The sequence below is a fragment of the Vibrio sp. KMM 9700 genome, assembly GCF_058545285.1.
Genome location: NZ_CM178589.1, coordinates 1,248,506 through 1,271,810, shown reverse-complemented (window position 1 = coordinate 1,271,810; position 23,305 = coordinate 1,248,506). Strand labels below are relative to the sequence as shown.

General features: G+C 42.6%; 16 protein-coding genes. 10 read left to right on the top strand and 6 right to left on the bottom strand.

Annotated features, from left to right (window positions below; translation table 11 throughout):
- Positions 1-69: 69 nt before the first annotated feature.
- The 4 genes from AC2VOY_RS05670 to argE all read right to left on the bottom strand — a co-directional run bounded on the left by AC2VOY_RS05670 (position 70) and on the right by argE (position 6,917).
- Positions 70-1,947: a phospholipase D-like domain-containing protein gene (locus AC2VOY_RS05670; protein ID WP_491832934.1), complete on the bottom strand. Its 1,878-nt coding sequence runs from the start codon at positions 1,945-1,947 to the stop codon at positions 70-72.
- Between the two features lie 123 nt (positions 1,948-2,070).
- Positions 2,071-2,577, bottom strand: coding sequence for a PadR family transcriptional regulator (locus AC2VOY_RS05665; protein ID WP_491832932.1), 507 nt, complete (start codon positions 2,575-2,577; stop codon positions 2,071-2,073).
- Positions 2,578-2,713: 136 nt separating this feature from the next.
- Positions 2,714-5,344: a phosphoenolpyruvate carboxylase gene (gene ppc / locus AC2VOY_RS05660; protein WP_491832931.1), complete on the bottom strand. Its 2,631-nt coding sequence runs from the start codon at positions 5,342-5,344 to the stop codon at positions 2,714-2,716.
- 433 nt (positions 5,345-5,777) lie between these two features.
- Positions 5,778-6,917, bottom strand: a complete 1,140-nt coding sequence (gene argE, locus AC2VOY_RS05655) for an acetylornithine deacetylase (protein ID WP_491833026.1) — start codon at positions 6,915-6,917, stop codon at positions 5,778-5,780.
- A 143-nt stretch (positions 6,918-7,060) separates the two neighbouring features.
- Between argE and argC the strand changes: the two genes are divergently transcribed.
- The 7 genes from argC to AC2VOY_RS05620 all read left to right on the top strand — a co-directional run bounded on the left by argC (position 7,061) and on the right by AC2VOY_RS05620 (position 15,761).
- Complete coding sequence (argC, locus tag AC2VOY_RS05650; protein WP_491832929.1) at positions 7,061-8,086, top strand: N-acetyl-gamma-glutamyl-phosphate reductase; 1,026 nt, start codon at positions 7,061-7,063, stop codon at positions 8,084-8,086.
- A 27-nt stretch (positions 8,087-8,113) separates the two neighbouring features.
- Positions 8,114-8,902: an acetylglutamate kinase gene (gene argB / locus AC2VOY_RS05645; RefSeq protein WP_491832927.1), complete on the top strand. Its 789-nt coding sequence runs from the start codon at positions 8,114-8,116 to the stop codon at positions 8,900-8,902.
- Between the two features lie 72 nt (positions 8,903-8,974).
- A complete protein-coding gene (locus tag AC2VOY_RS05640) occupies positions 8,975-10,201 on the top strand; it encodes an argininosuccinate synthase (protein WP_491832926.1) in 1,227 nt (408 codons plus the stop codon).
- 263 nt (positions 10,202-10,464) lie between these two features.
- A complete protein-coding gene (argH, locus tag AC2VOY_RS05635) occupies positions 10,465-12,339 on the top strand; it encodes an argininosuccinate lyase (RefSeq protein WP_491832924.1) in 1,875 nt (624 codons plus the stop codon).
- A gap of 179 nt (positions 12,340-12,518) precedes the next feature.
- The gene (locus AC2VOY_RS05630; RefSeq protein WP_491832922.1) at positions 12,519-12,725 is read left to right on the top strand and encodes a DUF1656 domain-containing protein; all 207 of its coding nucleotides are present in this window, start codon (positions 12,519-12,521) and stop codon (positions 12,723-12,725) included.
- Positions 12,722-13,648, top strand: a complete 927-nt coding sequence (locus tag AC2VOY_RS05625) for an efflux RND transporter periplasmic adaptor subunit (protein ID WP_491832920.1) — start codon at positions 12,722-12,724, stop codon at positions 13,646-13,648. Before AC2VOY_RS05630 ends, AC2VOY_RS05625 begins: the two co-directional genes overlap by 4 nt.
- Positions 13,641-15,761, top strand: a complete 2,121-nt coding sequence (locus AC2VOY_RS05620; protein WP_491832918.1) for an FUSC family protein — start codon at positions 13,641-13,643, stop codon at positions 15,759-15,761. Before AC2VOY_RS05625 ends, AC2VOY_RS05620 begins: the two co-directional genes overlap by 8 nt.
- Before the next feature lie 59 nt (positions 15,762-15,820).
- Here AC2VOY_RS05620 and AC2VOY_RS05615 read toward each other — a convergent pair whose 3' ends face one another.
- The gene (locus AC2VOY_RS05615; RefSeq protein ID WP_491832916.1) at positions 15,821-17,272 is read right to left on the bottom strand and encodes a dihydrolipoyl dehydrogenase; all 1,452 of its coding nucleotides are present in this window, start codon (positions 17,270-17,272) and stop codon (positions 15,821-15,823) included.
- A 267-nt stretch (positions 17,273-17,539) separates the two neighbouring features.
- Here AC2VOY_RS05615 and oxyR point away from each other — a divergent pair, with 267 nt between their 5' ends.
- Positions 17,540-18,427 (top strand): DNA-binding transcriptional regulator OxyR, encoded by an 888-nt coding sequence (gene oxyR, locus AC2VOY_RS05610; protein ID WP_491832914.1) that lies wholly within the window; start codon positions 17,540-17,542, stop codon positions 18,425-18,427.
- A gap of 74 nt (positions 18,428-18,501) precedes the next feature.
- Here the strand turns inward: oxyR and AC2VOY_RS05605 are convergent, their stop codons facing one another.
- Positions 18,502-21,051, bottom strand: a complete 2,550-nt coding sequence (locus tag AC2VOY_RS05605; protein ID WP_491832912.1) for a penicillin-binding protein 1A — start codon at positions 21,049-21,051, stop codon at positions 18,502-18,504.
- A gap of 438 nt (positions 21,052-21,489) precedes the next feature.
- On the opposite strand from AC2VOY_RS05605, the gene aroK reads away from it, so the two are divergent.
- Both aroK and aroB read left to right on the top strand, forming a co-directional pair.
- Complete coding sequence (gene aroK, locus AC2VOY_RS05600; RefSeq protein ID WP_491832910.1) at positions 21,490-22,017, top strand: shikimate kinase AroK; 528 nt, start codon at positions 21,490-21,492, stop codon at positions 22,015-22,017.
- A gap of 157 nt (positions 22,018-22,174) precedes the next feature.
- Positions 22,175-23,266: a 3-dehydroquinate synthase gene (aroB, locus tag AC2VOY_RS05595; protein WP_491832908.1), complete on the top strand. Its 1,092-nt coding sequence runs from the start codon at positions 22,175-22,177 to the stop codon at positions 23,264-23,266.
- Positions 23,267-23,305 lie beyond the last annotated feature (39 nt).

The following is a 23,305-nucleotide window of genomic DNA, read 5'->3' as shown; positions in this document are numbered from 1 at the left end:
AAAAGCGAGCCCTAAGTTATTTAGGTGCTCGCTTTTTATATTTTGGTCTAATCTTTTAATGCCGCTTACTTAGAAAAGCCAAATCAACCCTGTTGCTTTCATGACTCTAAAGCGAATACGCTGAGTTGAGTGAGAGGCTTTTTTCACATTATCCGTTTCGATGATGCGGTCACGCAATTCAAACCATTCAGGACTTCCCCAGCGATATGAAATATCTTTCAAAGCTTCAAAGTGACGCGCAAGTTGGGTGCTCACTTCTGGAGAGACATAGTTAAATCCCATCTCGTTATTATACAAACGTGAGCGATAATCAAAGTTTGAGGTGCCGACAAAGCCGGATTCATCACTAAAGAAGAACTTGGCATGTAGCAGACCATATTCTTTATTACCACCAAGTAGCGTGGAGTCTATACGACCAGTTTGGTAGATCTTCAACCTTGGATTATTCGTGAGCTCTTGCCATTCTTTTGAATGGATCATTTGCTGCACTTTATCGCTATTTTCTGGGTTATTTATCCAAGTTTCGCGCATTTCATTTGGCAGCAATAAGCGCGGCGCTGTGTCCATATCAATTACCGACTGGGTAAAGTCATTGTCACTCGTAATAATCGAGTTGGTGATCACCTCAAAGCTAATGCCTGGGTATTTATCTAAAAACTCTTTGACCACAATCGCACTATCGATAACATCTTTACCAAATTTATCTTGGAAGGATGGGGCGAATAGATAAGGTGAAATAATGCGGTAATGGCCTTCGATTTTTCCATTACGTTCAGCATCTTGCAAAATACTATTGAGTAGCCCTTGGATAGAGTTGGCATTGTTTTGCTTAATTTCAGACGCCTTTTCAATCACATTCTCACTAATAAAGTTAGTCAGCTGGTGCTCAAGACGGACTGGCGTTTTGATCCAACCATGTGACAGATACTCTTCCGTATCTGAATACGGGGCGGCAAACTCTTCAGATTGTCTTAGTTTGGCTAGCTCTTTTTGCGCTTTTTTACGCCAAGTATCATAACCTTTGGTATCTCTTGGCTCGGTAATATAAGGCGTGTGCGGCGCTTCGGCTGCGGTTTTAATCAGGCGGTTGCCTTTGTGCAAAAACAAGAAACTATAATACAGGCTAGTGATATCCCCCAAAGAAAGAGTGCGTCCTGTATCTGGATCTTTTTCACGGCCATCAGAGGTTAAAATCATCTCTAAGTCACGAAAGCCAGTAAAGTCACTGTTACCATCTTCGTCTAACGCGTAGTAATCTAACGCGATATTGCGTCCACCTGTCATGATCATGTCTTTTCCAGGAAATGCACCATCTTTGATGATAAGTTTATCGTGGGAGCGACGGTTACTGTTACTTTTAAGATCAGTCAAGGCATTAATAATCACAAATTGAATACGCGCTTTGTGCCGGGTAGGGTTGCCTTCTAAATCTTTGATATATCCTGCATTTTTATTACAAGTTGTGAGTGCTTTGAGTGGCGCGTGAGTAAAGCTAAATGAACCAAGTGAATCCACCATAATACGAATATCAACGCCACGTTCGACGGCATTACATAAAGCCCCCATGACAGAGTAACCAACTAGATCAGGCTTAAAAATATAATAAGCTAAGTCCAAAGTGTGTTCAGCATGATCTATCATCCAAATTTTGGTTGCCAGAGAGCGGTGTGCATCCACTGGCGCTGAGCCGACGATTTTGACTTGGGATGGGCTAAAAGGGGCTTTTTTTAAGGTTGCAAGTTCAATAGGATCTTCACTTAACTCGTCGTCATCGACCCAAGTACGCGAAAGATAAAGGCGGTCAAATAACTCAGTTTCATTGGTGACATTGGTCGGTACATCTTCTTGTACCGCTTGAAAGGAGGCAATGCGATGCTGCTCGGGGGTGGCGCAGCCTAAAATGGCTAAACTGAGCAAGCTGGCACAAGTTCGACGAAAAGAAAGCATAAAGACAAAAATCCCTTTGATTGTGAATGACTTGGGTAAGTAATTAACATTTTAGTTCAAAAGTATAAAGATTGTAATGGCTTAGCTTGGTTTTAATGTAAAAAGAATGTTGCAGAAATGGAATTAACCCAAGAGTTCGGTATGAACCTCCTTAAACCATTCATGTTGTGATTGAAACTCAAATAACTGGCGTTTAAGCGCAAGCCTTTCTTGCCAGTTATTTATTTGCTCGAGCTGCTCTTGAAGGTGGCTGATCTGTGCATTTAACTGTGCTTGCTTCGCTTCAACTTGTGGGAGCAAGTCAGATTTATTTTGCTCTGAGGCATATAAAAGTTTAACTAAAAACTCATCTTTTATAGTCTGCGTTTTAACAGGAGTGATAAACCATTGCTGAAGGGCTTTTTTGCCTAGTTTAGTGATCTGATATAACTTACGGCTTGGCTTTCCGACTTGCTTAATCGTCTCAAATTTTACCCAACCTTTCTTCTCCATATTGCTCAAATCACGATAAATTTGCTGATGGCTGGCTTGCCAAAAATTGGCCAGATGTTGGGAGATTTGTTTTTGGATGGCATAGCCTGTAGCCGGCTCAGATTCAAGCAGACCTAAAATAAGATAGGGCAGTGACATGTCTTACCTATTGAATATCAAGAAAATAAAAATAAAAAAGCTACCCGATAGCCTCTTTATAGAGAATATTAGGGTAGCTTTGATTGGCATAAATTACACTCATTATTTTAAGTGCAATTTTTCCTTATATAAGTGCTTAGCCTGTATTACGCATACCAGCTGCAATGCCTGCAATCGTTAGCATCAGTGCTTCTTCAAGCTCTGGCGCTGGGGTTTCGCTTTGACGCGTACGATATAAAAGCTCAGCTTGAAGCATATTCAATGGCTCAATATAAATATTGCGTAAACGAATCGACTCTAGGCCCCAAGGGTCGCTTTGCATTAGGTTTTCGTTGTTTTCAACATTTAGCACTGTGACAATATCTTTTTCAAGTTGGGCACGTAGCTTATCACCTAATGGTTGCAATTCTGCCTCGGTTAAACGCTCATCATAGTATTTCGAGATATCTTGATTACACTTAGTGTAAACCATTTCTAGCATACCAAGACGGGTCGAGAAGAACGGCCATTGACGGCACATTTCTTCAAGCATAGGTTTATGCCCTTGTTCCATCACATGTTGAATTGCTTCACCTGCGCCAAGCCAAGCTGGCAAGATCAAGCGGTTTTGACTCCATGAGAAAATCCAAGGGATCGCACGTAAGCTTTCGACGCCACCTTTAGGATTACGTTTCGCTGGGCGTGAGCCAAGTGGTAGTTTGCCAAGTTCAAGCTCAGGCGTTGCCGAGCGAAAATATGGAACAAAATCAGGTTCGCCGCGAACCACTTTACGGTAAGACTCGCATGAAACATTAGATAGCGTATCCATGAGTTCACGCCATTCTTTTTTCGGCTCCGGTGGCGGTAATAAGTTTGCTTCTAAAATCGCAGCAGCATAAAGACCAAAGCTATTTTCAGCAACTTCTGGTAAACCAAGTTTAAAGCGGATCATTTCGCCTTGTTCGGTTACACGTAGGCCTCCTTTCAAGCTGCCCGGTGGTTGTGAAAGTAGCGCTGCATGTGCTGGCGCGCCACCACGACCAACCGTACCGCCACGACCATGGAATAAGGTTAACTCAAGGCCTGCTTCATCAAAGACTTTGACGAGTTTGTCCATCGCATCATATTGCGCCCAGCCAGCGGCCATTACACCTGCATCTTTGGCTGAATCAGAATAACCAATCATTACCATGTGGTGGTTATTGATATATTTGCGATACCACTCTAGCGCAATCAGTTGCTTCATCACAGCTTCTGAGTTGTTCAAGTCGTCTAAGGTTTCAAAAAGTGGGCAAACATCCATGCGGAATTTACAGCCTGCTTCTTGTAAAATTAGGTGCACAGCTAACACATCTGATGCGGTGCGTGCCATCGAGATGATATATGAACCAAACGCGCTGCGATCATGGGCTGCAATCACGCGGCAAGTATCAAGCACTTCTTGCACTTCAGCTGAAGGCTGGAAATGACGCGGCAGCAGTGGACGTTTTGAGTTGAGTTCTTGAGTTAAGAATTCAATTTTCTTCTCTTCGCTCCACTCATTGTAATCACCAAGCTCAAGATATTGAGTAATTTCGCTGATCACGTTTGCGTGACGGGTACTTTCTTGGCGAATATCAAGGCGTACAAGGTGAATACCGAATGCTTTCACGCGGCGCATTGTATCTAAGATTGAGCCTTCTGCGATAATGCTCATGCCGCAATCTTTCAATGATTGATAGCAAAGGAAGAGCGGATCCCAAAGCTCACTAACTTTAGTGATGATTTTCTTGTTTGGAACTTCGTGGCCTTCAAGTTTGGCAAACAAGACTTTACGAGTGTCATTTAACAAAGTGCGCAGGCGTTTTAGAACTTCACGATAAGGTTCGTGAGCATGCTCAGATGCGATAGCGAGTTCTTTATTACACTGGGTCATTGATAGTTCTTGAACCAGATTATCAATATCCGTGTAGAAAAGATCAGCCGCTTTCCAGCGAGACAAAGACAGCACTTCTTCTGTGATTGGGTGGGTAACATTCGGGTTACCATCACGGTCGCCGCCCATCCAGGATGAGAAGTGGATTGGACGCGCATCAATTGGCAGACCTTCACCTAGATGTGATTTTAGCTTGAGGTCAAACTCACGCAAAAACTCAGGCACAGCCGTCCATAATGAGTTTTCAACCACAGCAAAGCCCCATTTGGCTTCATCAATTGGGGTTGGGCGTTGCTGGCGAATCGCATCAGAATGCCAAGACTGAGCAATCAAGTTTTCAAGCTTACGTTCGGTGCGCTGACGCTCACGTGGTGAAATATCGTTAAGCTCAAGGATCGACAAGCAATCATTCATCTTAACGAGCTTGTTGATCATAGTACGACGCGTGATCTCAGTTGGGTGCGCAGTTAATACCAATTCAATATTTAAGCGTTTGACCGCAGCAGAAGCTTCTGCTTTGCTAATTTTATTTTGATCTAGTTTTTGGAATAGGTCGTTAATTGCATCGATTTCATTAAGATTTTGTTCTGAGTGGCGCGAAATCGTGTGGAACTGTTCTGCGATATTGGTCAGGTTAAGGAACTGACTAAAAGCGTGTGCAACTGGCGTCAGTTGGTGGTTCGGTAGGTGCTTAATTTCATCAACGAGTTGAGTTCTTGCTTCTGCATCACCAGAGCGAGCCGACTTTGAAAGCTGGCGAATTGTCTCAACTTTATTCAAGATCTCATCACCGTGAGCCTCTTGAATTGTTGCACCTAGAATATCACCCAACATGCGAACATTGCTTTTGAGTGCCGAATATTTTTCATTCATATGACCATTCCTTGTAATTAGATTACATATAAAAATAGAGAATTCATTCCAATTTAGCGAACTAATGCACAAATAGTCAACAATTATGCGTATTAAATCTTATCAGATGTAAAAAAATAACATCATAATTGATACGCATCATAACCTTTGTCTAAAAGTGGTCTCTATTTTTAAATCTTTGTTCCTGTGTGTATTTAATCGTTTGCTAAATGAGAATTAATTTTGCATATTTATGCTTCTAAATGCATATGCTCTTTATGTTTTAAGCTTGAGTTATATCTATTTGCTAAAAGAAAAATGCCATAATTTAACCCTTATGAGATTTTCTTTTATACGCTTTGATTTGTGATCATTTTATTGTCTTGGCGCATTTATAGATAAGGTATTTATTTCTATCTTAGAATTAATTCTTATAGCAAAATAAACCCTATGATTACTCAAAGCAATACTTATTCATCATCTCTGTGAGCAGTTTCGTTGTTGGATCGATAAACTCAAAACTTAAAAACTCATTCGGTTGGTGCGCTTGATCGATGGAACCAGGGCCTAACACCAATGTTGGGCACAGCTCTTGTAAAAAGGGCGCTTCGGTGCAGTAGTTAACGGTTTCAGTTTTGGTTTGGGTCAGCTCCTCAATGCCTTGAACAAACGGGTGATCTTGCTGACATTCATAACCAGGAATCGAATCATGCAAAGCGCGAATATCGACCGAATTTGGCCATTTGGCTTCAATTTCAACTAAATATTCACGCACGAGTTGATCAAGACCTTGCAAGCTCATTCCCGGCAGTGGACGCACATCAAAGTGAAGCTCACAACAGCCGCAGATACGATTGGCACTGTCACCACCGTGAATATGACCAAAGTTCATGGTGGGTTCAGGGATCTCAAAACCAGGATTACGATAGCGTTTGATCAGCTCTTGGCGTAATTGCATCAGCTTAAACAAGACTTCATTCATGATTTCAATGGCATTAATCCCAAGCGCTGGATTAGATGAGTGCCCAGACTTACCCGTGATCCGAATTGCCTTTGCCACATGACCTTTGTGTGCACGAATTGGCTTAAGGCTCGTTGGCTCACCAATAATACAAAAATCTGGCTGAATCGGGCTGTTTTGGGTGAAATGTTGCGCACCAAGCATGCTGGTTTCTTCATCGCAAGTGGCAAGCACATATAAAGGCTTGGTCTGTTTGCTCCAATCGACGCTACGTGCGGCTTCATAAATAAAAGCAAAGAAGCCTTTCATGTCTGCTGTACCAAGCCCATAAAATTTGTTATCTTTTTCAATGAATTGATGTGGGTTGGTTTCCCAGCGATCGGCATCAAAAGGCACTGTATCTGAGTGACCAGATAAAAGTAGCCCGCCTTCCCCTTGACCTATTTTCGCAAGTAAGTTCTTCTTACCCGGTGCCACGTCAATAATTTGGCTCTCAAAACCAATGTCTTCAAACCATGTCGCGAGCTTTTCAATCACAGCCTGATTGCCTTGATCTAGCTCTGGAGTATTGGCACTAATAGATGGGGTTTCGATAAGGCCCCGATAAACCTCTTTAAAACTTGCTTGTTTCAACATTTGAGAGCATTTCCTTATTGACATGTGTACGAAAAAAAGATAAAAAGAATATTAACTCATTTAAAGTGAATAAAAAATCACGATTTGGCATTTTTTCTGAGTGGATATTCTTTTTATTAATCATTAACTGGAGCGAGAGTATGGACACTGGGGCACAAGGCAAACAAGTATTAAACACTGCGATTATTGGCGCAAGTGGTTATACAGGTGCAGAATTAGCGCTTTTAGTGACCCGTCATCCTTATCTCAAGCTATCAGGTTTATATGTTTCTGCCAATAGTCAAGATGCAGGTAAAGCGCTCAGCGAGTTACATGGACAACTCGCAAGCCTTGTTGATTCAGTGCTTGAGCCTTTAACCGATGTTGAAGCTGTCGCGAAAAAAGTAGACCTTGTTTTTCTTGCTACGGCGCATGAAGTGAGCCACGATATTGCGGCGACTTTTTTACAAAATGGTTGCCAAGTTTTTGATTTATCCGGTGCATTTCGCGTACAAAAACAAGGCTTTTATGACGAGTTTTATCAGTTTGAGCATAAATTTCCAAACTGGTTAGAAAAAGCAGCTTATGGCCTTGCGGAGTGGAATCAAGAAAAAATCCAAGCCGCGCAATTAATTGCTGTTCCAGGTTGCTACCCAACAGCATCGCAACTTGCACTAAAGCCTTTGATTGATAATGATTTATTAGATTTAAACCAGTGGCCTGTGATCAACGCAACAAGCGGCGTGACAGGGGCTGGGCGCAAAGCAAGCTTAACCAATAGCTTTTGTGAAGTGAGCTTGCATGCATATGGCGTATTTAATCACAGACATCAACCAGAAATTGCGACCCATTTAGGCGCAGAGGTTATTTTTACGCCGCACTTAGGTAATTTTAAACGTGGCATTCTCGCGACCATTACAGCGAAATTAGCGGCTGGCGTAGACTTACAAAAAGTACAGCAAGCATTTGAATGTTATGACGATAAACCACTTGTGAGAGTGAAGAAAGACTTGCCTCAACTGCAAAATGTGCAGCAAACACCATTTTGCGATATTGGCTTTAAAATCCAAGGAGAGCATATTATTTTGGTTTCAGCGATTGATAACTTATTAAAAGGCGCTTCGAGCCAAGCGATGCAATGCGTGAATATTCATTATGGTTTCGACCAAACGCTTGGGCTTTTATAAGTATTTAATAAGGATAAGGAATTACTGATGTCAAAGCATGTATCTCAAACATTTGTGATTAAATTAGGTGGCGCAGCTTTAGTCGATAAAGCTCACCTTGCTGGTTTTTTTAAGTTATTGGAATCTTTCAAAGCGCAAACCAATAACGTAGTTGTACTTGTCCATGGTGGCGGTTTATTTGTCGATGCATTAACGCAAAAACTAGGCTTCTCCGTCAGTAAAAAAAATGGTTTACGCGTCACGCCAAGTGACCAAATTGAATACATCACAGGCGCACTGGCAGGCACAGCAAATAAAGTGTTGCAAGCACAAGCGAAAGCGCAGGGCGTTACGAGTTTAGGTATTTGCGTATCAGATTTAAATTTATGCCAAGTGACTCAACTTGATCATGAGTTAGGTTGTGTAGGCAAAGTTTCAGCTAATGATCCTAGCCTAGTTCAAGGTCTACTCGACCAAGGCGTGCTACCTATTATTAGCTCGATTGGTTTAGGTGATAACGGCGAAATGTTTAACATTAATGCCGATGACGCTGCGGTTGCTGTGGCAACTGCGCTTAATGCCAAGCTGGTTTTATTATCTGATGTAGCGGGCGTATTAGATGCTAACAAAGAACTCATCCCTGCTTTAGATGAAGCCCAAACCGAGCAACTCATTCAAGACGGCGTGATCAAAGATGGCATGCAAGTCAAAGTAAAATCAGCACTCGATGCTGCCAAACAAATAGGTCAAGTGGTGACAATCGCCAGTTGGCAAGATTTAGACCAAATTCTTAAAGTGTTGCAAGGTCAGCCTTTAGGAACCAGTTTTTCTTATTAATTTAGTTCATTTAAGCGCAATCTCATTACGCAGCGATAAACGGACGTTCAAGTATTTTACAGGAGCAACACCATGAGTTTAGTGAATCCAAGCGACATTAAAGTAAACAAAGTTGTCGTCGCCTATTCTGGCGGCCTAGATACTTCAGTTATCATTCCTTGGCTAAAAGAGAATTATAATTGTGAAGTGATTGCTTTTGTTGCGGATGTTGGCCAAGGTGAAGATGAACTAGTTGGCATCGAAGAAAAAGCAATCGCATCAGGCGCATCAGCGTGTTATGTGAAAGATCTAAAAGCTGAAATGGTTGCAGATTATATCTACCCAACATTGAAAACTGGCGCATTATACGAAGGTAAATACTTACTTGGTACGTCAATGGCGCGTCCAATTATTGCCAAAGCACAAGTTGAAGTTGCACGTGAAGTCGGAGCAGATGCACTTTGCCACGGCTGTACTGGTAAAGGTAATGATCAGGTTCGTTTTGAAGGCGCATTTGCAGCGCTTGCACCAGATCTACATGTGATTGCGCCATGGCGTGAGTGGGATTTAGTGAGCCGTGAAGAGTGCCTAGATTACCTAGCAGAGCGTAACATCCCATGCAGCGCTTCACTGACAAAAATCTATTCGCGTGATGCGAACGCATGGCATATCTCAACTGAAGGCGGCGTGTTAGAGAACACTTGGAATGCGCCAAACGAAGATTGCTGGGTATGGACAGTTGATCCTGAGCAAGCGCCAAACGAAGCTGAATACGTCACGCTAAAAGTTGCCAAAGGTGAAGTGGTTGCACTGGACGGTGAGGCGCTTAGCCCTTACGAAATCCTTGTGAAGCTAAATGAGATTGGCGCAAAACACGGTGTCGGTCGTATTGATATCGTTGAAAACCGTCTTGTTGGCATGAAATCTCGCGGCTGCTATGAAACTCCGGGGGGCACTATCATGACTGAAGCGCTTCGCGCCGTTGAGCAACTTGTGCTAGATAAAGCATCTTTTGAGTTCCGTGAAGAGCTAGGCGTGAAAGCATCGCACCTTGTATATGATGGTCGTTGGTTCACTCCACTTTGCAAATCTATCCTAGCGGCAACTGAAGAGTTAGCGAAAGATGTGAATGGTGAAGTTGTGATTAAACTTTATAAAGGTCAAGCAACCGTCACGCAAAAACGTTCTGAAAACAGCTTGTACTCTGAAGAGTTTGCAACCTTTGGCGCTGATGAAGTTTACGACCAAAGCCATGCAGCAGGATTTATCCGTTTATATTCACTATCAAGCCGTATTCGCGCTTTGAATAAACAAAAATAAGTAATATGATTCTGATGAAAGGAATTGATTAGCTAGAAGTAGCTTGATGGTGCTCAATGTCATGCAGCAAAGATTATTTGTATAGGATATACAAATCATAGCGACCAGGGATGGCTTGAGCGACTTTGTGGAGTGACATGAGCATCAGCAAGCGTAGCACTATTATTTATAGTCGTAATACAGAGTTTAAGAAACGTTAAACCTAACTAATATAATAAATAATTAAAATATTTAAATACGCTGAGAATTAACGGAGATAACACATGGCACTATGGGGCGGAAGATTTACCCAAGCAGCAGATACACGCTTTAAACATTTTAACGACTCATTGCGCTTCGATTACCGCTTAGCAGAGCAAGACATCATTGGCTCCATTGCTTGGTCAAAAGCACTCCTAAGTGTTGACGTGTTATCCATTGAAGAGCAGCAAAAACTAGAACTCGCACTGACAGATTTAAAACTCTCAGTGGTTGAAGACCCAGACCAAATTCTGCAATCAGATGCCGAAGACATCCACAGCTGGGTAGAGCAACAACTCATTCAGCGTGTTGGTGACCTTGGTAAAAAACTTCATACTGGCCGTTCACGTAACGACCAAGTGGCAACCGACCTAAAACTTTGGTGTCGTCAGCAATCACAGCAACTTCTTATGGCGCTTGATCGCCTGCAACTCAAACTTGTTGAAGTCGCAAAAGAACACCAAAACACAGTACTGCCAGGCTACACTCACTTACAACGTGCTCAACCTGTGACCTTTGCGCACTGGTGCCTTGCTTACGTTGAAATGTTTGAGCGAGACTACTCACGTTTACTTGATGCTATGGTGCGTTTTGATACCTGCCCACTTGGCTCAGGCGCATTGGCTGGCACAGCGTACAACATCGACCGTGAAGCACTTGCTTCAAGCTTAGGTTTCTCACGCGCAACCCGTAACAGTCTTGACTCAGTGTCAGACCGTGATCACGTGATGGAGCTACTTTCTACTGCGTCAATGTCTATGATTCACTTATCACGTCTGTCAGAAGATATGATCTTCTATAACAGCGGTGAGTCTAACTTTATCGAACTTGCTGACACAGTGACCTCAGGCTCATCTTTGATGCCACAAAAGAAAAACCCAGATGCACTTGAGCTTATCCGTGGTAAATGTGGTCGCGTTTATGGTTCATTAGCTGGCATGTTAATGACAGTCAAAGCTTTGCCACTTGCATATAACAAAGACATGCAAGAAGACAAAGAAGGCTTGTTTGATGCCTTTGATACTTGGAATGAGTGTTTAGATATGGCTGCGCTTTGCTTTGATGGGATCAAAGTCAACGAAGAGCGTACCCTTGAAGCAGCTAAACAAGGTTATGCAAATGCAACTGAGCTTGCGGACTACCTAGTTGCGAAAGGCATTCCATTTAGAGAAGCGCACCACATTGTTGGCGTTGCAGTGGTTGGCGCGATTGAAAAAGGCTGCGCCCTTGAAGAGCTAAGTCTAAGCGAGTTAAAAGAATTCTCAGATGTGATCGAAGAAGACGTTTATCCGATTCTAACCATTGAATCTTGCCTTGAGAAACGTTGCGCCTTGGGCGGGGTTGCGCCGCATCAAGTTGATTTTGCAATTAAAGAAGCGCAAAAACGCCTATCTGAACGTAGCACTTCAAAAGTCAAAGTTCGTAGCGCGCGTCTCACCGATGTCGAGACACTTGATGGCATGATTGCCTATTGGTCAAACCATGGTGAAAACTTACCGCGTGATCGTAATGAACTTGTGCGTGATATCGGCTCGTTTGCCGTGACTGAGCATCAAGGTCAAGTGACAGGTTGTGGTTCGATTTATGTGTATGATTCAGGCTTAGCAGAAATTCGCTCACTCGGAATTGAATTGGCGTGGCAGCGTCAAGGCCAAGGCTCAGCGATTATGCAATATCTCATTGAACGCGCTAAAGAAATGGCGATTGAAAAACTCTTTGTGCTCACCCGTGTGCCAGAGTTCTTCGAAAAACAAGGCTTTAAGCAAACGTCTAAAAACTTGTTACCTGAAAAAGTTTTAAAAGATTGTGATATTTGTCCACGTCAACATGCGTGTGATGAAGTGGCGCTAGAGATCAATTTAAATGAACAGGTGATTTTAAAGGTTGGCGCAGCTTAATGCTTTGAGCATGATTTATATGTCATCGTTAAGATTTTAGATTGAAACCCAAGTGAATTATTTGCTTGGGTTTTTTATTATCTTAAGATCTTAAAATAGCGAAAAATAACCCCAAAAACCTCAACATCAAGGTAAGATAGTTAGACTATCCTTTTTTATACCTTTTAGATGGAGTGCCGATGACAGATCTTATCTTTGGTGCCTCGGTGTATTTTCCTCCGATGTTTAAAGCCTTTTTACTTGGCGGCGTCTTGTGGCTTGTGGTGCATTACCTTGCCCGTGACTGGATCTATTCAGGCGAGGTTTGGCATCCAAGCTTAATGGATCTTTCCTTGTTCGTGATTTGTGTCTTCCTCTCTCTACTTGCGGTGAAAGCTTGGCTATGAAATTAAAACATTTTAAATATTTCTCCACTTTATTCGTTGCCGTGATAGCGCTGATGGCCGGTTGGTGGACGTGGAATTATTATATGCAATCACCTTGGACGCGTGATGGCAAAGTTCGCGCTGAAGTTGTCGATGTCGCAGCTTTAATTTCAGGCAAAATAGTTGAGATTAAAGTGAATGATAATTTCGAAGTCAAAAAAGGTGATTTACTCTTTTCTCTTGATCCTAAGCCATTTCAAATTCAAGTTGATCAAGCTCAAGCCAAACTTGCGAGCGCAAAAGCGAATGCAGATAAAGCTGCTAATGAATATCAACGCCGTCAGCGGATGCGCAGCAATACGATTTCCAAAGAAGAGCTCGATGAATCACAAATGCAATACAGAGCCATGGCGTCTGAATATGCTGCGGCAAAAGCGGATCTAGCAGATGCAAAATGGCAATTAGAGCAAACCAATATCTATGCGCCTGTCGATGGTTATATCACTAAAATGAATGCAAGAGTTGGGCATTATGCCGCTGTTGGGGTGCCTTTAGTCGGCGTTCTGGATAAATCTTCTTTTTATGTGAAAGGCTATTTTGAAGAAACTAAGCTCAAGCATATTTCACAAGGGGATGCGGCGAAAGTTGTGCTCTATGCCTCTGGCGAGCAAGTTATGGGTGAGGTAGAAAGCATTGGGCGTGCGATTTCGGATCTCAATGAAAGCGCCGATGATCAAGACTTGATCACCAATGTCACACCGAATGTCCCTTGGGTACGCTTGGCACAACGTGTCCCTGTACGGATAAAATTGCAATCGTTGCCGGATGGGGTTGATCTTATTGCGGGCACAACTTGCAGCATTGAGATCTTATCTGATGCAGATATAAGTACCAGCTTAAGCCAAACGCTATCTTTAGACTCAGCTTCTAAGCAAGATGAATAACTGGTTAGATTGGCAACAAACCCCTTGGGGAAAGGCGACACAAGGACAATGGCGTTATGCGCTACGTAATTCTCTGGCGCTTATCTTAGCGCTTTATGTCGCGATTATTTTGCAAATGACTGAACCTGCTTGGGCGATGACTTCTGCGGCGGTGGTGGGCTTTCCAACTTTTGGCGGTGTGATCAGCAAAAGCTTAGGTCGGATAGTCGGCAGTTTACTCGGCGCCCAAGCCGCACTCATTATCGTCGGCTCAACCCTTAATGAACCTTTGTTATTTGCCATTTGTATGTCGGCATGGATGGGCTTATGTACCTATGTTGCCAACCATTATCAAAATAATGTCTCCTATGCGTTTTTGCTTTCTGGTTATACCGCTGCGATCATTGCTTACAGCGCCGTCAATACGACTGATCCGCAAGTTATTTTTGAAATCGCGCAAGCACGTGTGAGTGAAGTGATCATAGGCATTTTATGTTCAGGCTTGATGATGATGTTGTTGCCAAGCACCTCAGATGGCACCGCGTTACTTTCAAGTCTTAGAAAAATGCAAACCAACTTAGCTGAGCATTTTGAGCGCTTACTACAAGCTCAAGCTTGGCATCCGCAACTTGCCGATCATCAATTACGCCAGCCGATTCGGGACTCCCACCAACAGGTGATCAGCAAAATTTTATCGATGAATTTATTACGTATTCAGGCGTATTGGAGCCATCATCAACTGCGTTATCAAGATCCATACCTCAATCACTTATTGCATCAACAGTTACGTATGACGACGCAGATATCTAGCTTACGTCGAATGTTGGTCAGTTGGTCTAATCCACCTGATGATTTAGCCAAACACCTTGCTGCCATTGCCGCCGAGCTAAAAAATCCTCAAACGACACACTATGATATCGCCAAGCATCTGGCTCAATTTAAACCGACTGAGCCGTCGGATTATAAAGGTCACGCATTCTGGTCACGCTTGCAGCAATTTTGTGTGGGCTATTTACGGGTTGAGAAAACCTTGCAAGCGCTGGAGTCGACGGAACCTTCTCGTCAACGAAGCTTAGGGGTGATCCCAAAAACCTCACGCGTCAAAACCCATACAGATAGTTATGAAGCGGCCTATAATGGTTTTCGAACCTTTATTTGCTTGTTTTTATGCAGCCTGTTTTGGATAAAAACCGGATGGGAAGAGGGCGGCGTCGCCACAACCTTAGCTGCGGTGAGTTTAATGCTAAATGCAAGTTTGCCATCACCTGTGAGTCGAGTTCTGCTTTTAATGCGCGCCGTGTTGATTTTATTTGTAGCTTGTTTTGTCGCAAAATTTGGCATTATGGTGCAAATTCATCAATTTGAAATTTTTGCTGTCTTGCTATTTATAACATTGATCACTATGTACTTATTGCGTGTGCAGTCAGCCAAGAATGCAGGCTTGTGGGCATATTTAATTGTCTTTATGGGATCATTTCTTGCTGTTAACAATCCACCTGATTATGATTTTCAAGACTTCTTAAATTCAGGTGTCGCCAAAGTCGTCGGCTTAATGTTTGCAATTTTTGCCTTTCAGATTTTAAAGCCAAGCTCAGATAGACGTCGTGGGCTTCGGATTGCACGTAGCTTGAAGCGAGACTTTATCGCCCAATTAGCGAAACATCCGCCGCTTGAATCTGACCAGTTTGAATCCTTGGTTTATCACCAAATCAATCAAATTAGCCAGAGTAAAGATGAAGACAGTAAATTAGGCTTGTTGCGTTTAGGTGTCGTCATTTTAAATTGCCACCATATTATTTGGCAAATCCGTGAACGTGGAAAAAAATCCACCGCAGAACAAGTGGCAAGGGATAAAATACGAGAGCAATTGGTTCAAGTCTTTTCATCCATTCACATCAAGCAAACTTGGCTTATTCCTGATGATTGGCAAGCCCAATATACTTATTCAAGTGTGCTACTTCATCAATCTCTAGACACTTTAGTGCTTATTTGCGAGCAGTTTTCTCGTTCTGAAAGCCAAGAAGAAAGGGAGTTTTCTTGTATTGTCTGGCGTTTATATTCTTCATTAAAACAAATCGAGAAAGATATTTTTGATGACGAAGAAGAACTAGAAAGCCTTGAATTAGCATCTTAGAGCAGACAGCACAACTCAAGGCTTGATGGTATTACTTTAGTTTATGAACTCAATAAGTCTTAGCAGCCTGGGCCGCAATCCAAACAATGTTTGACCCCAATTGGGCCAAGGTGGAGCTTGGCATTGACATCACGCAATGCTGTACGAACGCCTTCTTCAATCACTGGATGATAGAAAGGCATGTCGAGCATTTGTGAAATCGTCATTTTATTTTGGTGCGCCCAAGCCAGTAAGTGGGTTAAGTGCTCAGCATTTGGACCTATCATTTCAGCGCCAAGAAAACGCCCTGTACCTTGTTCACCATAAATGTGTAACATGCCTTTGTTGCGCAGCATCACACGTGAGCGACCTTGATTTTCAAACGATGCTTCACCAATCGCAAAATGATCGCAATCACCTAAGCGAGCCACGAGATCTTTATAACTCTCACCGACCGTACCAATTTGTGGATCACAGAAAACCGCAGAAAGTTTAGAGCGGCGCAGACCTGCGCGAATGTCAGGGAAGCGACCCGCGTTATCACCTGCGATTTTGCCTTGATCGGCAGCCTCATGTAAAAGCGGCAATTGGTTGCTTGCATCCCCTGCAATAAAGATATTTTCAACCGAGGTTTGCATGGTGTAAGGATCGGCAATCGGCACCCCACGTTCATCGAGCTTAATGCCCGTTTTTTCAATATCTAACTTATCAACATTTGGGCGACGACCGGTTGCAGCAAGAACATAATCAGGAGTAAAGGTTTCAAGCTCGCCTTCAAAGTTAATAAATTTGACTTCAGGTTTGCCGTTCACCAGTTTAACGCTTTCGACATGTGCATCCGGCGCTAGATAAAACTCTTCTTGAAAAGCTTTGGTTGCATAAGCCATTACGTCAGGATCAGTTAGCGGTCCCACTTGGCCGCCGCGACCAAAGAGTTTCACATCCACACCAAGACGATGTAACGCTTGGCCTAACTCAAGACCGATAACTCCCGGACCAAATACGGCAACAGAGTTAGGTAAATCATCCCAGTCAAATACATCATCATTAATAATGAGTTTATCACCAAGCTCGTCCCAAGCTTCAGGGTAGGCAGGGCGAGAGCCGGTTGCGATCACTATTTGTTTTGCTGTGATTTGGGTGTGATCATCAACCATCAAGGTATGCGCATCAATGAATTTAGCTTCACCTGCAACTTTTTGTTCACTTGGAATAAGGTCGACATCTTCGAGTACAAAGCCCACAAAGCGGTCACGTTCACTCTTTACTCGCGCCATGACTTCCTTGCCATTAATAAGTGTTTCGCCTTGTGGGTGGACGCCAAACTGGTGCGCCTTTTCAACATGATGAACGCTTTCTGCAGCAGCAATTAAAAGCTTTGAAGGCATGCAGCCAACTCGAGCACAAGTGGTGCCATAAGGGCCAGATTCAATCATGACAACATTTTGGGTATATGCTTTTGCTGCGCGAAATGCGCCAAGTCCAGCAGTACCGCCGCCAATTACAGCGACATCAACATTTAGTTTTTTCATAGTTCAGCCTGTTATTATGGATTACCAGGGTAACGACTTATAAAGCAGAACATGCAGTGTCCTTACTTCGCGTATTTGATTTGCTTCATTATTGTAGAGTCTTATGTTCAATCTTAATTGTAGCTCTCGCACAGAAAGCGCGATGCGCTAATAAGGAGAGTGTGATCATTCGCGAAACTTTAATGTTTATTTTATGTAAACAGAGTGTGGCTTTTGATGTTATATATTTGATAGACTAGACCTATACTCACTATCACAAGGCATGTCATGAACATTAGAGATTTAGAATACTTAGTTGCACTGGCTGAGCATAAACACTTTCGAAAAGCAGCCGAAGCTTGTTTTGTGAGCCAGCCAACCTTGAGTGGACAAATTCGAAAACTAGAAGATGAACTAGGTGCGCCATTGCTTGAACGTAGCAGTCGTCGTGTCTTGTTTACTGAACCAGGTCTGCAAATGGTGGCTCAAGCCAAACGAATTTTAGCAGAAGTAAAAGTCTTTCAAGATATGGCGAATGTGCAAGGTAAAGATATGAGTGGGCCGCTGCATATTGGTTTTATCCCAACTGTTGGTCCTTACTTACTGCCTAAAATCATTAAGCCGTTAAAAGCTCAGTTCCCTGACTTACACCTTTATTTACATGAAGCGCAAACCAAGAATTTGGTTCAGTCCTTAGCTGAAGGTAAATTAGATTGTCTCGTCTTAGCATCAGTTGAAGAAACAGAAGCCTTTATTGAGCTTGATTTGTATGTCGAAAATATGAAAATGGCAGTGCCAGAAGGGCACCCTTGGGCGACGCAAAATCCCATTGATATGAAGCTATTAGAGGGGGAGACTGTTTTAGCGCTCGGCGATGGGCACTGTTTGCGTGACCAAGCCCTTGGCTTTTGCTTTGCTGCTGGAGCAAAAGATGATGAGCACTTTAAAGCGACGAGTTTAGAGACGCTGCGTAACATGGTCGCAGCAGGGGGTGGGATCACTTTATTGCCTGAGTTTGCTACCCCAGATGAGCCACAAAAAGATGGTGTGGTATATATTGATGCGATTCATCCAACGCCAAACCGTAAAATTGTTTTGGTGTATCGCCCAGGCTCACCAATGCGTAAGTGTTTTCAGCAATTAGCTGATGCTATTAAGTCGGTTGTTGAGAAATAATTATCCAAAGCATTAGCTATAAAAAAGCCCAAGTTGAAGAATCAAACTTGGGCTTAATTTTTAGTGCTTAGCGACTAGAACAAGCTATCATCGCCACCATCTGAAGTGAAGACAGACTGGTTACTATTCACCTTAGGTTTAGGTTGAGAGTAACGTTTTGGCTCAGTGCCTTCACGGAAATACTCCCAAATTGCTGACTTGCCAGTGCTATTGGTTAAGTAACCTGTATTACGGTTAATTCGCACTTTTTCAATCTCAGGCGGAATAACAAGTTCTTGTTCAGGAACATCTTTCAATGCTTCTTTCATGAACTCAATCCAAGCTGGTTGAGAGGTCGTTGCCCCTGATTCGCCACCATTAAACTGCTCTTCACGAGTATAGTAAGGGCTTGGGCGCGTGCGGCCTAAACCATGGCTTGAGCTATCAAAGCCAACCCAAACTGTTGCCACAATATTTGGTCCATAACCATTGTACCAAGCATCTTTGACATCATTGGTGGTACCGGTTTTACCGCCAATATCATGACGCTCAAGTGCGCGACCACGCCAACCTGTACCATTCCATGCAGTGCCATCTTTCCAAGAACCGCCGCCCCAAATGTTGCTATACATCATTTGACGAACCAAGAAAGCAGTTTGAGGTGAAATCACTTCTTCAGCTTTACGTGGTTTTTGCTGCGTGCCTTGGGCATCGACTGTAATTGGGTCCGTCGGGCAATCTTCCTCACAAACCAAAGTTGGGTTTGCGCGGTAGACTAAGTTGCCATATGGATCTTCAACGTGTTCAACAAAATACGACTCGACATGATAACCGCCGTTGGCAAACACAGATAAACCTTGCGCCATCTTCATTGGGGTTAAGCTACCTGCGCCTAGTGCGATAGTTTCAGAGTGCGGGATCTTACTCTTATCAAAGCCAAAGCGGCCAAGGTAATCAATCGCATCATCTAAACCTACTTCACGTAGAACACGAATCGCCATCACGTTTTTCGACTGTGCTAGACCGATACGCATACGTGTTGGGCCTAAGTAAGTCGGTGGCGAGTTTTTCGGACGCCATGCTTTTTTCTGCCACGGATCCCATTTGCTAATTGGCGCATCGTTAATTAAGGTTGCAAGGGTTAAGCCTTTATCAATTGCTGCTGAGTAAATAAATGGTTTAATACCCGAGCCCACCTGACGCACAGACATGGTCACGCGGTTAAACTTACTGTGATGGAAGTTAAAGCCACCAACAAGTGAAAGCACTGCGCCATTATTTGGATTCATCGCCACAAATGCAGTGTTTGCTTCAGGCACTTGACTTAAACGCCATGCCGCTTCTTGCATGTTTGGATCTGTGATTTCGTTTTCAGTTTCTTCTGCTACGATTTCATGCAATTCATCTTCTTGACGAACCCAAACTTGGTCGCCGACTTTCATGATATCCGCTGCACGTTTTGGCGCAGAGGCTTGACGTTCAAATGAAATATAACGACGAGCCCACTTCATGCCATCCCATTCAATGGTTTTATAACCAATGTTTTTAATATAGACATCAGCAGATTTAGCATTCACTTTCATCACGACAGCAGGGAAGAGCAGACCGTAAGTTGGTTGCTTGCGTAGGTAAGCTTTTAAGCCTTCTTCATCAAGCGGCGCTTCACCATCCTTCCAAACCGTTGCTTGCGCACCACGATAACCGTGACGCTCGTCATAGTTAAGTAGGTTGCCAATCGCTGCTTCATTGGCTGCTTCTTGAAGATTACTCTTCACGGTAGTGTAGATTTTCAAGCCGGAAGTATAAGCGGCTTCACCATATTTTTTCTTCGCCCAGGCACGTGCCATTTCAGCCACGTAAGGCGCATTCAACTCAATTTTCGCACCATGATATTTAGAAATAATCGGCTCAGCTTTCGCTGTTTCATACTCTTCTTGAGTAATGTAGTTCTCTGCTAACATACGTGAAAGCACGACATTACGACGCGTTAAAGCGCGATCAACTGAGTAAATTGGGTTCATTGTTGACGGTGCTTTTGGCAGGCCGGCAATAATTGCAATTTCACCTAAGGTTAGGTCTTTGATATCTTTACCAAAGTAAACTTGCGCAGCTGCGCCAACACCGTAAGCGCGGTGACCTAAATAGATTTTATTTAGGTAAAGTTCAAGGATTTCATCTTTGGTTAAAAGCTCTTCAATATGTAGCGCAATGAAGATCTCTTTTACTTTACGCATTATCTTCTTATCATTATTTAAGAAGAAGTTACGTGCAAGCTGTTGGGTAATGGTACTTGCACCTTGCTTTGCGCTGCCAGACATAGCAACCACAAGCGCCGCACGTGTGATACCTATAGGATCGACGCCATAGTGCTCATAGAAGCGATTATCTTCTGTCGCAACAATAGCTTGAATAAGCTTAGGTGGCATTTCATTTAGCTCTAAAGGAATACGTTTTTGCTCGCCAAATTGAGCAATCAGTTTTCCGTCTTGGCTAAAGACTTGCATAGGGGTTTGGAGCTCAATATTTTTAAGTGTCGTGACGTCTGGTAATTGGGGCTTAAGATAAGAGTAAAAACCAACTAAGGCGCCTACACCCAAGAGGGCACAGATCACTAAAAATATGAAAAATCGAGTAATGAACTTCACCGGTTACTTCCTGATTCGCTAGAATTGAATATATAGGTACAACAAATGCCTTATAAGCTTAACATAATTTTCGTCTAAAATAGCCTATTAGTTCACCTAGATTCACAATATTTTGACTTATTAATAAGCAATATTTGAACAATGTTTTATTAGGATTTAGATGCTGCATAGATTTCATTAGCTTATTCAACTTGCTTATATGTTACTTGCATGGCTCGCATAACTTGGTAAAAAATTCGTGCTTTGGTTTTTTCTCAATAATAAATGAAATAAAAAGTTGCATTCTTAGGCTTAACATTGAGATAATTTGCCATCAGATCACTAATTATCTGTGAGGAATAGGTGTCACACTTGGGCTAACTCATTGACTTTTAAAGTTGTTTTAGCAAGATGTGGCTGTTTTTATTAAATTTTTTAAGTTGCGAATTACTGCTAAACATGGCTGAGAAACGTAATATATTTCTTGTTGGGCCTATGGGCGCCGGCAAAAGTACAATTGGTCGATATCTTGCACAGCAATTGCATATGGAATTCTTGGATTCAGATACAGTAATCGAAGAACGTACCGGTGCGGATATTGGTTGGGTTTTTGATGTTGAAGGCGAAGAAGGCTTTCGCGTGCGTGAAGAAAATGTCATTGATGATCTTACGCAAGAACAAGGTATTGTGCTAGCAACAGGTGGCGGCTCAGTGAAGAGCAAAGAAAGCCGTAACCGTTTGTCTGCACGTGGTATTGTTATTTACCTTGAAACAACTATCGAAAAGCAACTTTCACGGACGAATCGTGACAAGAAGCGTCCTTTATTACAAACAGAACAAGCGCCTCGCGAAGTCTTAGAGGCATTGGCAAATGAACGTAATCCACTTTACGAAGAAATTGCTGATTATACGATAAAAACTGATGAGCAAAGTGCAAAAGTAGTTGCTAATCAAATCGTTAAGCTATTAGAAGAAAACGAATTTTAATCTGTATGGATGCCCTAGCAAATGCGTTAGGGTATCTTTTTATCTTATAGGGCAAAAATCATTTTAATCTATGAATCCTGCCCTATAAGATAAATTAACTTACATAAATCATATCTAAATCAATACAAAATAACACAACCATCAAGGAGTGATGACAATGGAAAGGATTGATGTGGCGCTGGCCGAAAGAAGTTACCCTATCTCTATCGGTGCTGGGCTTTTGAGTGATCCAAAGATGTTTGCTCAAATCAAACCTAATCAAAAAGTTGTCGTTATCTCAAATATCACCATAGCTCCACTTTATGCGCAAACACTCGCGCAGACTTTAGACCAAGTCGGTTGTTCACACGCTTTGCTTGAACTTGAAGATGGTGAAGCTTATAAAACTCTTGCGACCTTTGAAAAGATCATGACCTTTTTACTTGAAGGTAATTATGGGCGTGATGTGATGCTGATTGCATTAGGCGGTGGTGTCATCGGCGATCTTGTTGGCTTTGCGGCGGCATCGTTTCAACGTGGCGTTGATTTTATTCAAGTTCCAACGACGCTTCTTTCTCAAGTTGACTCTTCTGTTGGCGGTAAAACAGCGGTTAATCACCCTTTAGGCAAAAATATGATAGGTGCTTTCTATCAGCCAAAATCTGTGATTATTGATACTAACTGTTTAAAAACTTTACCACCGCGTGAATTTGCCGCAGGAATGGCCGAAGTGATCAAGTATGGGATTATTATTGATGGTGATTTTTTTGCTTGGTTAGAAAAGCATATTAATGAATTAAATGATCTCAGCGAAGCGCATTTGGTGTACGCGATTAAAAAGTGTTGCCAAATCAAAGCTGATGTTGTGGCACAAGATGAAAAAGAGCAAGGTTTACGTGCATTGCTAAATTTAGGTCATACTTTTGGCCATGCGATTGAAGCTGAACTTGGCTATGGCGTATGGTTGCATGGTGAAGCTGTGGCATCTGGCACTATGATGGCTGCACACACTGCGCTGTTATCTGACTATATTCAAGCGCAAGATGTTGAGCGAATCAAAAACATACTTGTTGCGGCTAATTTGCCAGTGTATACACCTGAAAGCATGAGCTTTGACGATTTTCTTAAGCATATGATGCGAGATAAAAAAGTCTTGTCTGGTCAACTAAGATTGATTTTACCGACAGGTATTGGCAGTTCTAAAGTCGTCAATGAAGATTCGCATAGTAAATTAGAGCAAGCGATTAATGCATGCCGTATTGAGGCATAAGTTTAACTTAGCCAATGCGCAGTTCAATTATATATTAAA

Excerpts from the sequence above, each read along its gene's own strand:
- AC2VOY_RS05670 (WP_491832934.1), bottom strand. The coding sequence starts at position 1,947 with ATGCTTTCTTTTCGTCGAACTTGTGCCAGCTTGCTCAGTTTAGCCATT.
- AC2VOY_RS05640 (WP_491832926.1), top strand. The coding sequence starts at position 8,975 with ATGAGTTTAGTGAATCCAAGCGACATTAAAGTAAACAAAGTTGTCGTC.
- AC2VOY_RS05620 (WP_491832918.1), top strand. The coding sequence starts at position 13,641 with ATGAATAACTGGTTAGATTGGCAACAAACCCCTTGGGGAAAGGCGACA.
- argB (WP_491832927.1), top strand. The coding sequence starts at position 8,114 with ATGTCAAAGCATGTATCTCAAACATTTGTGATTAAATTAGGTGGCGCA.
- AC2VOY_RS05665 (WP_491832932.1), bottom strand. The coding sequence starts at position 2,577 with ATGTCACTGCCCTATCTTATTTTAGGTCTGCTTGAATCTGAGCCGGCT.
- aroB (WP_491832908.1), top strand. The coding sequence starts at position 22,175 with ATGGAAAGGATTGATGTGGCGCTGGCCGAAAGAAGTTACCCTATCTCT.
- AC2VOY_RS05615 (WP_491832916.1), bottom strand. The coding sequence starts at position 17,272 with ATGAAAAAACTAAATGTTGATGTCGCTGTAATTGGCGGCGGTACTGCT.
- ppc (WP_491832931.1), bottom strand. The coding sequence starts at position 5,344 with ATGAATGAAAAATATTCGGCACTCAAAAGCAATGTTCGCATGTTGGGT.
- aroK (WP_491832910.1), top strand. The coding sequence starts at position 21,490 with ATGGCTGAGAAACGTAATATATTTCTTGTTGGGCCTATGGGCGCCGGC.
- argH (WP_491832924.1), top strand. The coding sequence starts at position 10,465 with ATGGCACTATGGGGCGGAAGATTTACCCAAGCAGCAGATACACGCTTT.
- AC2VOY_RS05630 (WP_491832922.1), top strand. The coding sequence starts at position 12,519 with ATGACAGATCTTATCTTTGGTGCCTCGGTGTATTTTCCTCCGATGTTT.
- AC2VOY_RS05625 (WP_491832920.1), top strand. The coding sequence starts at position 12,722 with ATGAAATTAAAACATTTTAAATATTTCTCCACTTTATTCGTTGCCGTG.
- argC (WP_491832929.1), top strand. The coding sequence starts at position 7,061 with ATGGACACTGGGGCACAAGGCAAACAAGTATTAAACACTGCGATTATT.
- oxyR (WP_491832914.1), top strand. The coding sequence starts at position 17,540 with ATGAACATTAGAGATTTAGAATACTTAGTTGCACTGGCTGAGCATAAA.